Source organism: Pseudomonas sp. efr-133-TYG-103a, assembly GCF_030209235.1.
Taxonomy (GTDB): Bacteria; Pseudomonadota; Gammaproteobacteria; order Pseudomonadales; family Pseudomonadaceae; genus Aquipseudomonas.
Genome location: NZ_JARVSK010000009.1, coordinates 36,691 through 48,596, shown reverse-complemented (window position 1 = coordinate 48,596; position 11,906 = coordinate 36,691). Strand labels below are relative to the sequence as shown.

The following is an 11,906-nucleotide window of genomic DNA, read 5'->3' as shown; positions in this document are numbered from 1 at the left end:
CTGTTGTGGTCGTGCAGCGCTGACGGGCAACGCCATCCAGCGGCGCGCTCAGGCCTGTGCCAGCGTCAGTCGCGCGGGGCGCTCGGCGTGACGGGCCTGGTCGGCGAACATGAGGCTGGCGTCGGCGTCGGCGCCGTAAAGATCGTTGAGGAACTGGCCGCTCAGGTCAGCGCCATTGCCGTCGAAATGAATGCGGCCGTTTTTCAGCGCCACGGCCCGCGGGCAATAGCGCACGGCGTAATCGACCTGATGCAGAGTCACCACGACGGTCTTGCCGTCCTGGCGGTTGATGTCGGCGAGAATTTCCATGACCTTGCGCGCGGACTCGGGATCCAGCGAGGCGATCGGCTCGTCGGCGAGAATGACTTCGGCCTGCTGGGTCAGCGCCCGGGCGATGGCGACCCGTTGCTGCTGGCCGCCCGATAACGTCGAGGCGCGCTGCTTAGCCAGATCCGCCAGACCGACGCGGGCCAGATTGGCCAACGCACGGTCTTTCTCTTCGGCGTTGAACAGGCCCAGGCTGCCACGCCAGCGCGGCATGCGGCCCAGACAGCCCAGCAGCACGTTGTCGAGCACGCTCAGGCGACTGACCAGATTGAATTGCTGAAAGATGTAGCCGATGTCGGCACGCAGGCGGCGAACCTTGCTGTTGAGTCGTCCCGAGACTTGCACTTCGCGACCCAGCACCGTGACGGTGCCACCGTTGGCCCGGTCGCAGCAGGCAAGGCCCGCCAAGTGGCGCAACAGGGTGGATTTGCCAGAGCCGGATGCGCCGATCAGCGCTACCATTTCTCCGGGTTGTATAGACAATGCCAGGTCAACCAAAGCGGTCTTGCGAGCGAATGTCTTGTTCAAGCGGTCGACATGGATAGCTGCGTTCATGGGCTTCTCTTGTCTCATCTTGTCGTGTGGATCCGGCGTCCTGCCACCGGCGAAACGTGCGCCTTGCCCGTCCATGGCCGCGTTCGGTGCGAGTGACATTAGAGCGAGCGTGTGGCAGTTCGATGACCCGTCGATGACCGCGAGATAACAGTTCGTTGACTATTTGATGCGGGATGATTCGCGTATTTTGTCGACATGTTTGTGTAGAGCAGCGGTCTTGGCAGGATGCGGGCTAGACAAGTCGAACGACTGAAAAGCGCACATACCTTCGATGGCAGCGTATCAATGCATGAATTAACGACAGACAGCGTGCGCTCGCGGGCAAACGCGCGTCTGAAATGTCCACCGCCACGTCCTTCGCACAGGCGCAACGGGATGAACTGCACACGAATCCTCACCCTCATACTGCTCGGCGCCCTGTCCCTGATGGCAGGCGCCGACAATCAGGAGAACCGCACCTTGGCTGCAACCGGCTCTGCCCATTACCGCTTCGAACGCTTGAACGTCGACTCCCCGGACGGTCAGCGCCATTACCGCCTCGACATCGGCATCCCGCGCAACGCGGCGCCGGCCGCTGGCTATCCGGTGATGTATCTGCTGGATGGCAACAATGCGCTGGCCGAATTGCAGGACAGCTGGTTAGGCGAACTCGATGCGGGCGCTGCGCCGCTGCTGGTGATGATCGGCTACGACATCGACGGCACCTACGACGGCGAACAACGCACCCGCGACTACACGGGCGACACGGCGTCGGCGTTCCTGACGACGATCGAAACCGGCATCAAGCCGAAGGTGCAGGCAAACTGGTCGGTGGACCCGAAACGGCAGACGCTGTGGGGGCATTCGTTCGGCGGGCTGTTCGTGCTCGATGCGCTGCTGGCACGGCCCGATGCGTTCCAGACCTGGATCGCCGCCAGCGCCTCGCTGTGGTATCAGCCGACCACCTTCGATAAGGGCATGGCGCTGCGCGCATTGGCGCCCGAAACAGCGAAGCACGTGGTGATCGTCAAGGGCGAAAGAGAAGGCAAGTCGCCAATCGCGCAATTCGATGGCGGCTCGCCGCAGAGAAGGCAGCAGATGCAGGCCGTGCCCGCCGACGCCAATCGCCTGCTGGCGGAGCATCTGGCGACGCTGCCCGGCACCGAGGCCAGTTACCGGGCATTCAACGGACGCAACCATGGCCAGATGTTCACCACGGCGTTGCATCTGGGTTTGCGGATGGCGGCCGGATTGCCCGGCCAGCCGTGAGTCCCGCTATTTTACGCTGCGTTGACGACGGTCAGATCCGGAACGTGCCCACCAGATGCTGCAAGCGCGCAGTCTGGTGTTCAAGATGCCGGCAGGCGTCCAGCGTCGACTTCAGGTTGTCCACGCCTTCCTGATTGAGCGTGTTGATTTCAGTGATGTCGACGTTGATCGACTCGACCACCGCGGTCTGTTCTTCGGTGGCGGTTGCAACCGACTGGTTCATGCCATCGATTTCGCCGATGCGGCGGGTCACGCTGTTCAGGCGTTCGCCGGCCTGATTGGCGATGGTCACGCTGCTTTCGCTTTGACGCTGACTCTCCGTCATGTTGGCCACCGCGTCACGGGCGCCCACTTGCAGCTCTTCGATCATGCCCTGCACTTGTTGCGCTGAATCCTGGGTGCGATGCGCCAGGTTGCGCACTTCGTCGGCGACCACGGCAAAACCGCGCCCCGCTTCACCGGCACGCGCCGCCTCGATGGCCGCGTTGAGGGCCAGCAAGTTGGTCTGCTGAGAGATGCCGGTGATCACTTCCAGAATCTGGCCGATGTTGGCGGTCTTGTTGTTCAGGGTCTCGATGTTCGCGCAGGACTCACTGATCTTTTCCGACAACTGATTCATCGCCTTGATGGTCTGCGTGACCACACCCTGGCCTTCGGTCGCCAGTTGCGTGGCTTCGCTGGAGTGCTGCGAGGCGAGCGCAGCGTTCTGCGCGATCTCCTGGGCCGCGGCGCCAAGCTGGTTGATCGCTGCAGCCACGCTGCTGGTGCGGCTGGACTGCTGATCGGAGTTGCCCATGGACGAGTTGGACGCACCCACGACCCGCGCAGCGACCTCGCCCAGTTGGCCAGCGGTGGAAGCCACCTCCCGGATCGAGCCGTGAATACGCTCGACGAAGCGGTTGAAGGACAATGCCAGCGCGCCGAACTCGTCCTGCGAGACGATCGACAGTCGCTTGGTCAGATCGCCTTCGCCGTCGGCGATGTCCTGCATCGCCCGACCCATCTGGTGCAGCGGCTGCATGAGGACGCGAATCAGCAGGCCCAGCAGCAACATGATGATCGCGACGGCAATCACCATCGCCAGGATCGCCGAAGAACGGAATTCGCTGAGCATCGAATAGGCGGCGTCGCGGTCCAGAACCAGCGCCACATACCAGTTCGCCGAAGACAGGCCTTCGACCTTGGTGAACGAAATGAACTGCGCCTTGCCGGCCGATTCGATCTCGTAGACGCCGGGTGCGATTTTCGGTGCGCCACTTGGATAGGCTTCGCTGACGTTCTTCAGGACCAGCTTGCTGTCAGGGTGAATCAGAATCTTGCCGTCGGCGCTGACGATGTAGGCGTAACCATGTCCGCCGAAGTTCAGCGAGTTGATGGTCTTGCTGATGGCGTCCAGGGAGATGTCTGCACCGGCAACGCCGATCATCTGACCCTGCTGGCGGACCGGCGTCGCCAGGGTCACCACCAGTTTGCCGGAAGAGGCCGCAATGTACGGCTCGGTGACGATCGTGCCCTGCGCCGCATCGGCCGCCTTGTACCAGCCGCGGGCCCGTGGGTCGTAGTCCGCCGCACGATTACCCGCTGGCACGGAGAACATCACACCGTCCTTGCCGCCGAAGTAACTGAGCTGGAAGTTGTCCGGGTAAACCGGCAGCCCGACGATACGTGGCAGGCCGCTGACCGCAGGGCCATCTGCCGCAATCTGCTGGGCCATGGAATACAACAACTGCGTGCGGCTATCGAGCCAGGTTTGAATGTTCTGAGTTGTCAGACTTCCTAACTGTTGCAGTTCGGTATCTACGTTGTTCTTCAATGTTTCGCGCTGGCGAAAGTCGTTCACCAGAATGAAGCACGAGAAAGCAACGACAACTATCAATGCAGCGGCCAGCAGGATCTTTCTGCTGAAACCCAGACGTTTGATCATACGATTGTGTCCATAACCAAGAATGACAGCGACGAGAATGCGTAGCCGATCGGGCGCGCGCTGCGCTTTGTACGGGGTTGTTCAAAGAAAGGGAAGACGCGGCCCGAAATATACTTCGGCTGACCGGCGACAGAGTTTAGTACCGGTCGTCGTGGACACTCGTAGAACGATTTTTATAGGCAGGGGAAAATGACGATATGTTTAAACATCCGGCGAAGTCTGTTTAACGGGATCCAATTATGTGCAGCGCAATGATTAATCATCACGCTGCGTAGTTGGCGTAGAAACGTTACTTGGCGAACAACTGCCCCATGTCTTTGAACGCTTTGAACTCCAGCGCGTTACCGCATGGATCGAACAGGAACATCGTCGCCTGTTCCCCGACCTGGCCTTTGAATCGTATGTAGGGTTCGATGACGAACTTGACGCCCTGCCCCTTCAGCCGATCGGCCAGCGCCTCCCATTCCTCCCAGCCAAGCACGACTCCGAAATGCGGAACGGGCACGTCATGACCGTCCACCGCATTGGTCCCGGCATGCGCCTGGGAGTCGGTCTGAGGGTGTTCGTGAATGACCAGTTGATGGCCGAAGAAATCGAAATCCACCCAGTGATCACTGGAGCGGCCTTCCGGCAGGTTGAACACGTTGGCGTAAAAGTGCCGGGCTGCCGCCAGGTCATGAACGGGGATGGCGAGGTGAAACGGAGATAGCTTCGGGCTGCTGGCGGTCACGGGTGATGCTCCTCTTAATGGGCTGCGGCCATCTTTACCCATTGAATCATTGATGGAAAGATCATAATTTTCGCGCCGAGCCATAATTATTTCGATCAGTGAGTTGCCATGATTCGCGAGCTTAAAACCTTCATTGCTGTCGAACGCCTCGGCACGTTTGTCGCTGCCGGCAACCAGATCGGCCTGACCCAGTCGGCAGTCAGCGCGCAGATTCGCACGCTGGAGAAGTCCCTCGGCACCCCGTTGTTCGACCGCAGCGGCCGCAGCGCGACCTTGAACGCCGCGGGCTTGCGCGCGCTTCCCATGGCGCGGGAAATCGTCGCGCTGTACGAGCGCATGGCTGCACCGTCCATCGACAGTGGTTATTTCGGGGAATTGCGCATCGGCGCCATCGCCACGGTGCAGACCGGCCTGCTGCCTGCGGCACTGGTGCAGTTCAACCGTCAGGCGCCGACGGTGGAGGCGAAGGTCATTCCGGGTGTCTCGCAAACCCTGCTCAACAGCGTCGACGCGGGTGAGATCGACCTGGCATTGCTGATCCGACCGCCCTTCGCGCTGCCCAAGGAACTGCATCTGGAGATCATCGAGCGCGAGCCCTTCGTGTTGATCGCCCCGGCCACCGTCGAGGGCGATGAGCCGCTGCAATTGCTGCGAGATAACCGTTTCGTGCGCTACGACCGGCACTCGTTCGGCGGGCGGCAGGTCACGCGCTTTCTGCGTGCGCAGAAAATCGACACCCGGCCAGGTCTTGAGCTGGACGAAGTCGATGCCATCGTTCGCATGGTCGAAGCCGGCCTTGGCGTGTCGCTGGTACCCCGAGCCGGGCTGTGGCTGGAGCGCGCGGCACAGATCCGCATCATTGAACTCGGCCCCCTGACCTTCTACCGGGAACTGGCGATGGTCATGCGCCATGCCAACCGGCAGTTGCCATTGCAGCGACTGTTCAGGGAGTGCCTGGCGACCGCCTGTACGCTGCAACCTTCGTAAGAACGTTCGGGTGACCAACGAATCAGTCGACACCACATATCCCGGTGGGCGCTGCAAATGTTTGTAGGACCGGCTTTAGCCGGGAAAGCCTCGGGCGTCACGCCGTTGATCGGGGGGCTGTCAAAGACAGTGGGCTCACTCCCACAGGTCTTGAACTCCCCTGACAGCGCCGCGCACCCTTGCAGGAGCGCGCTTGGTTGTATCCGCTTCTGTTCAGATGCACTCATTGCGACTGCAAATGACACCGCACCCATTCCCCTGCCGCGGCGCCTTTGGCCGGCAGCAGGGCTTGCGGTCTGTCGCAGCCGGTGGTTGCCTTCGGGCAGCGGTCCCTGAAAAAACAGCCTGTTGGCAGATTGCGGTTGCCGGGGAGTTCGGTGGGCGCCGAGACCTGGGTCTCATCCACGGCAACGCCCAGCCGTGGAACGGCCTCCAGCAGCAGTTGCGTGTACGGATGGCGCGGGCGCTCGAGCACGTGGGCAGCGCTGCCCAACTCGACGATCTGCCCCAGATACATCACCGCTACCCGGTCGGCCATGTGCCGCACCACAGACACATTGTGGGAAATGAGGATGTAGGTCAGGTCGCGGGTGCGCTGCAGCTCGGCCAGCAGATTGAGGATCTGCGCCTGCACCGAGATGTCCAGCGCCGAGGTCGGCTCGTCGAGCACAATGATGTCCGGGTTCGACGAAAGCGCGCGGGCGATGGCGATGCGCTGGCGTTGCCCACCGGAAAACTGGTGTGGGAAACGGTCCATGTACTCCGTGCGAATGCCCACCTGCGACGCCACTTTGGCAGCGATCTCGCGCATGTCGCGGCGTGGCGCGGAACGCTGGACGAACAGCGGTTCGGTGATCACCTTCCACACCGGCAGCCGCGGGTCGAGCGAGGATTGTGGATCCTGGAAGACGATCTGGACGTTGCTGCTGCGCTCTTTGGCATCGTTGTAGACCCAGTCCAGTCGCCCGGAAGTCGGCTTGATCAGCCCCATCAGCAACTGCGCCAGCGTGCTCTTGCCGCAGCCGGACTCGCCTACCACGCCAAGGGTTTCACCGGCGCGGACCTGCAGGTCGATGCCGTTCAGGGCATGGGCCAGGGCCTTGGGTCGACCGAGCCAGTCCTTGCCCATCGGATAATGCACGCGCACGTCTTGCAGACCGAGGATGGCCGGACGCTCTGCGGGGGAGGATATAGGGGCGGTGCCGGTCATGACAGCGACTCCTGAACAGGCTGGTGGGACGGCGCGCTGAGCCAGCACGCGCTCTTGCGATCGGCTTCGGCGTCAAGGGTTTGCATCGGCGGGCGCTGCACGCATTGCGCCATGGCGAACGCGCATCGATCGCGAAACGTACAGCCTTCAGGCAGCGCCGATAGGTTCGGCACCTGACCCGGAATCGTCATCAGCGCCTGACCGGGCTCGACCTGTTCCGGCAGTCCGCTGAGCAGCCCCTGGGTGTACGGATGCCGCGGATCAGCCATGACTTGCGCGGTGATGCCCTGCTCCACCACGGCGCCGGTGTACATGACGTACACCCGATCGCAGAACTGCGAGACCAGCGCCATGTCGTGGGTGATCAGCAGAATCGCCGTGCCGCGTTCACGGGCCTTTTCCCGCAGCAGCAACAGCACTTGGCGCTGCACCGTCACGTCCAGCGCCGTGGTCGGTTCGTCCGCGATCAGCAACTGCGGATCGCAGGAAAACGCCAGTGCGATCATCACCCGCTGACGCATCCCACCCGACAGCTCGAACGGGTAGCTGTTCATCACCTGCTCGGGGTCGGCGATGTGCATGTCGCGCAACAGGGCAACCGCTTTGGCTCGGGCATCGGCCTTGCTCAACTGCTGATGATGAATGATCACATCGAGCATTTGCCGACCGATGCGCCGGGTTGGATTCAATGCGGTCATCGGTTCCTGAAAGATCATCGCCGCATCGCGGCCGCGCACGCTGAGCAAGTCCTTTTCCCGGGCAGTGAGCATGTCGCGCCCAAGGATGTTGAGGCTGCCACTTGTGACCTGATAAGCGCGCTCGGGCAGCAGTCGCAGGCTGAGCATGGCAGTCACCGACTTGCCCGATCCGGACTCGCCGATCACACCGACGATTTCCCCCGGATTGACGTGCAGGGAGACGCCGTTGAGCGCCTTGACGGTACTTTTGTAGGCCGGGAACTCGATGCTCAGGTTATCGATGGCCAGCACCGGCGCGCCGCCACGGGAATGAATTGGAGTGTGCGTCTGCATGGTCATTTCCCCTGCTGGCGTGGGTCGAGCAGGTCACGCACGCCGTCGCCCAAGAGATTGAAACCGGTGGCGGTGACCAGAATTGCCAGCCCCGGAAACGTCGAATACCACCATTGATCGAGGATGTAATTGCGCCCGGTCGCCACCATGGCGCCCCACTCCGCAGTGGGTTGCTGCGCGCCCAGGCCGATGAAACCCAGCGCCGAGGCCATGAGAATCGCGCTGCCGATGTCCAGGCTCAGTTGCACCAGCAACGGCGGCATGGCGTTGCGCGCCACGTGCCACAACACCATGTGCCAGCGTCCGGCGCCGAAGGTTTCGGCGGCCTTCACGTAGCCCATCTGACGGATGCTCAGCGCCTGGCCACGCGCCAGTCGTACGTAGAACGGAATGCGCACCAGCGTGATCGCCAGCATCGCGTTGAACAGACTCGGGCCCAATGCGGCAGCCAGGGCCATGATCAGCACCAGCGACGGGACCGACAGCATGATGTCCATCAAGCGCATGATCAGGCTGTCGAAGCGCCCGCCAATGATGCCGGACATGCAACCCAGCAGGCCGCCGGCCAGACACGAGGCAAACGCGACGAACAGCCCGACGCCCACTGACTGCCGGCTGCCGTACAGCACACGGCTGAACAGATCACGGCCCACTTCGTCGGTGCCGAACCAGTGCGCCGACGACGGCGCGGCCAGTCGCTGAGTAAGGTTCAGGGCGTTGGGGTCGTGGGACGCCAGCCACGGCGCGAAGATCATGCACAGCAGCACCAGCAGCGTGATCACCAGCCCCGCCATGGTCAGCGGGCTGCGGCGGACCTGATGCGCCAGATAGGCCAGTTTGTCCTGCCAGCGCGAAGCTTTGGGCAGCGGCGCCACGACGGGCGCGGAAAGTGGAGCGGACATTTCAGTTGACCTCGCCGATGCGCGGGTCGATCAGGCGGTACAGCAGATCGATCGCCATGTTCAGCAGCACATAGATAAAAGAGACCAGAATCGCGAAGCCCATCACCGCCGGGAAATCCAGCGACTGGATCGACTTGACCACGTACGCCCCCATGCCGGGCCAGGCGAACACCGTCTCGGTGAGCACCGCGCCGTAGAGCAGATCGCCCAACGTCAGGCCCAGCACCGTCACCGACGGAATCAGCGCGTTGGGCAGCGCATGGCGCAGGATCACCGCCCACTTCGACAGGCCGTACGCCCTCGCGGTGCGGATGTAGTCTTCCCCCAGCTGATCGAGCATCGCCGAGCGAATCTGCCGGGCCACGACGCCCAGGTTGACGAACCCGAGCGTGATCGCCGGCAAAATCAGATGCTGGACCGCGTTGAAAAACAGGCCCGTGTCCCCGGCCAGCAAGGTGTCGATCAGGTAGAACCCGGTGACCGTGGGCGGCGCGTCCAGCCCTTCATCGATCCGGCCACTGCCAGGCAGCCAGTTCAGGTGACCGTAAAACAGCACGATCAGGCCCAGCCCGAGCCAGAACGCGGGGATGGAAATCCCGGTCACGGCCAGCGTGCGGGCAACCTGATCGATGAAGCGGTTGTGGTAAACCGCCGACAGCACGCCCAGCGGCACACCCACCAGAATCGACAGCGTCAGCGCAGCCAGCGCCAGTTCGAGGGTGGCAGGAAAGAACGCCTGCAAATCTTCCAGCACCGGACGATGGGTGCGAATCGATGTGCCCAGGTCGCCATGCAGCAGGTCGAGCATGTAACGCCCGTATTGCTGATACAGCGGCAGATCCAGCCCCAGCTGGTGACGAATGTTCTCGACAATGGCATCGGTGGCACGGTCCCCGGCAATCAGGCGCGCAGGATCGCCCGGGATCAGGTGGGAAATGGAAAATGTAATCAGGGAAACGCCGAAGACCACCAGCAGCAGGCCGCCCAGGCGTTTACGCAAAAGAGTCAGGAAGGCCATCAGGCACCTCGGTCACGCATGAAAATCGACAACACGAAACAGTTCGCGGACACGGTCTTGCCAATCCCCTCGGCCACTGTGGGAGCGAATGCATGGGTGAGGCAATCAATCAGCAGGCACATCTTCAGCGGATGTGCCGCCGCTCACTCACCCATTCACTCCCGCAGCGACTGGCGCTGTGGCAAGCCGATCACTTCTGCCCGCCAACCCCTCGGGATCGCGGGCGACAACGACTTACTTGGTGATCGTGCCGATGTTGAACACCTGCTCAAGCATCGGGTTGAACACGTAGCCCTTGACCTTTTCGCTCATCGGCAAGGTGTACGCCTTCTGGTACAGGTAGGCGTAGACGCTGTCATTGAGCACGATCTTCTGCGCCTGCTGATACAGCTCGGTGCGCCTGGCCATGTCGTTGGTGGTGGCCGACTCGCGGATCAGCTTGTCCACCGCCGGGTTGTCGTAGAACGAACGGTTACCCGCCAGCCCCTTCAGCTTCGAATCGAAGAAGAAGTTCATGAACATGTAGGGGTCGGCGAAGTCCGGGCTCCACGAGCCGATGGCAACGTCGAAATCACCGGTGCCCAGGCGCTCGCGCATGCTGGCGTTGGCCAGCTTTTCCATCTTCAGGTTGACGCCCAGTGATTGCAGGCCGGCTTGCAGGGTCAGGCCGATCGGCTCCCAGTTCGGGTCCTTGTCCGAGTACATGAAGGTCAGGTTGCTGATCTTCGGCGAAACCTTGGCCAGATCGTCCTTGGCCTTGGCCAGGTCCTGCCTGAACGCCGGCTGCTTGTCGTCATAGGCCCACATGCCTTGCGGGATCGGACCGTTCAGCGTCTTGGCCTTACCTTTGAGAATGCCGTTGATGATGCCGTCATAATCGAGCGACTCGACAATGGCGCGTCGTGCATCGGGGTTGTTCATTGGCGGCTTCTGGGTGTTCAGGTACAGCAAGGTGACGCGCAATGACGGGTAGTCGCCGACGACGATGCCGGACTTCTTGGCCAGCGCTTCGAGCTGGTCTTCGGGCATGTCCTCGATGATGTCCAGATCACCGTGTTCCAGCTGCAGGCGACGCACGGAAGCCTCGCCGATGATCTTCACCACGACCTTTTTCAGGGTGGGTTTGGGACCTGCGTAATAGCTGTTCTGCTCCATCGTCAGGGTCTGGCCTTTCTGCCAGTTCACCAGCTTGAACGCGCCGGAGCCTGCGGTGTGGGTCGACAGATACGCATCGGCGCCTTCGGTTTTCTTCGCGACGTCCGGGTTGATGATGGCCGCGCCGTTGTGCGCCAGGGTCGAGAGAAACGGCGCGTAAGGCGCCTTGAGGGTGAATTTCACGATCAGCGGATCGACCACCGACACCGTCATGTCATCGGGGAATGCGCCGGACGGCCCCTGCTTGAGCTTCATCACCCGGTCGAACGAAAACTTCACGGCTTCGGCGTTGACCTCTGCGCCGTCATCGAACTTGTTGCCCGGCTTGAGCTTGAATTCCCAGGTCAGGTTGTCGGCCGAGGTCGTCCAGCCACTGGCGAGCTCGCCTTGCACCTCGGTGCTGCCCTTGCCGTCCTCGACCTTGTAGGTCACAAGCCGCTGATAGGCCGGATAGGTCACGGTCCAGTCGTTGTTGTCGATGGTCACGGCCGGGTCCAGGGTTTGCGGATCGGACGGCTTGCCGATCATCAGCGTGTCCTGAGGCACAGCGGCACTGGCCGATTGCCAGGCACCAAGGCCCATGGCGGTACAGAGGATGGCCATCGCCAGCGAATGCGGAGTAACGATTGATTTCATGCCGGTTCCTTGATCGTTCGATGTGTGGAAGTTCGTCAGGTTTGTTATTGAAGCTATACCGGGCAGTCAAAGCTCAGATGCCTTGCGGCCTCCGAAATGGCGCGCCCTGCTCGTTCGAGTTCAGGTCGCTGCCAGATTCAGCCGGGATTCATGAACGTCCCGGTCAGGTGTCGCGTGTCGGTT

General features: G+C 62.0%; 10 protein-coding genes and 1 pseudogene. 2 read left to right on the top strand and 9 right to left on the bottom strand.

The window, feature by feature from the left end; genetic code table 11:
• Nucleotides 1-48 precede the first annotated feature (48 nt).
• On the bottom strand, nucleotides 49-882 hold the full coding sequence (gene phnC, locus QRN36_RS07590) for a phosphonate ABC transporter ATP-binding protein (protein ID WP_285423495.1): 834 nt from the start codon (nucleotides 880-882) through the stop codon (nucleotides 49-51).
• 375 nt (nucleotides 883-1,257) lie between these two features.
• Here phnC and QRN36_RS07585 point away from each other — a divergent pair, with 375 nt between their 5' ends.
• Entirely contained in the window at nucleotides 1,258-2,130 is an 873-nt protein-coding gene (locus QRN36_RS07585; protein WP_285423494.1) for an alpha/beta hydrolase, read from the top strand.
• Nucleotides 2,131-2,161: 31 nt separating this feature from the next.
• On the opposite strand, the gene QRN36_RS27545 is transcribed toward QRN36_RS07585, so the two are convergent.
• From QRN36_RS27545 to QRN36_RS07575, 3 genes and pseudogenes are all read right to left on the bottom strand, one after another.
• Complete coding sequence (locus tag QRN36_RS27545) at nucleotides 2,162-2,926, bottom strand: methyl-accepting chemotaxis protein (RefSeq protein ID WP_373568716.1); 765 nt, start codon at nucleotides 2,924-2,926, stop codon at nucleotides 2,162-2,164.
• Between the two features lie 93 nt (nucleotides 2,927-3,019).
• Nucleotides 3,020-4,054, bottom strand: a pseudogene (locus QRN36_RS27540) (cache domain-containing protein); the annotation flags it as partial.
• A gap of 289 nt (nucleotides 4,055-4,343) precedes the next feature.
• Complete coding sequence (locus QRN36_RS07575; RefSeq protein ID WP_285423492.1) at nucleotides 4,344-4,784, bottom strand: VOC family protein; 441 nt, start codon at nucleotides 4,782-4,784, stop codon at nucleotides 4,344-4,346.
• 108 nt (nucleotides 4,785-4,892) lie between these two features.
• Between QRN36_RS07575 and QRN36_RS07570 the strand changes: the two genes are divergently transcribed.
• Nucleotides 4,893-5,771, top strand: coding sequence for a LysR family transcriptional regulator (locus QRN36_RS07570; protein WP_285423491.1), 879 nt, complete (start codon nucleotides 4,893-4,895; stop codon nucleotides 5,769-5,771).
• 223 nt (nucleotides 5,772-5,994) lie between these two features.
• Here QRN36_RS07570 and QRN36_RS07565 read toward each other — a convergent pair whose 3' ends face one another.
• The 5 genes from QRN36_RS07565 to QRN36_RS07545 all read right to left on the bottom strand — a co-directional run bounded on the left by QRN36_RS07565 (nucleotide 5,995) and on the right by QRN36_RS07545 (nucleotide 11,723).
• A complete protein-coding gene (locus QRN36_RS07565) occupies nucleotides 5,995-6,981 on the bottom strand; it encodes an oligopeptide/dipeptide ABC transporter ATP-binding protein (protein WP_285423490.1) in 987 nt (328 codons plus the stop codon).
• On the bottom strand, nucleotides 6,978-8,018 hold the full coding sequence (locus tag QRN36_RS07560; RefSeq protein ID WP_373568714.1) for an ABC transporter ATP-binding protein: 1,041 nt from the start codon (nucleotides 8,016-8,018) through the stop codon (nucleotides 6,978-6,980). Before QRN36_RS07560 ends, QRN36_RS07565 begins: the two co-directional genes overlap by 4 nt.
• The gene (gene ddpC, locus QRN36_RS07555) at nucleotides 8,015-8,914 is read right to left on the bottom strand and encodes a D,D-dipeptide ABC transporter permease (RefSeq protein ID WP_285423488.1); all 900 of its coding nucleotides are present in this window, start codon (nucleotides 8,912-8,914) and stop codon (nucleotides 8,015-8,017) included. The genes QRN36_RS07560 and ddpC overlap by 4 nt, the downstream gene beginning before the upstream one ends.
• A 1-nt stretch (nucleotide 8,915) precedes the next feature.
• Complete coding sequence (locus tag QRN36_RS07550) at nucleotides 8,916-9,932, bottom strand: ABC transporter permease (protein ID WP_285423487.1); 1,017 nt, start codon at nucleotides 9,930-9,932, stop codon at nucleotides 8,916-8,918.
• Nucleotides 9,933-10,166: 234 nt separating this feature from the next.
• A complete protein-coding gene (locus QRN36_RS07545) occupies nucleotides 10,167-11,723 on the bottom strand; it encodes an ABC transporter substrate-binding protein (RefSeq protein WP_285423486.1) in 1,557 nt (518 codons plus the stop codon).
• Between the last annotated feature and the right edge of the window lie 183 nt (nucleotides 11,724-11,906).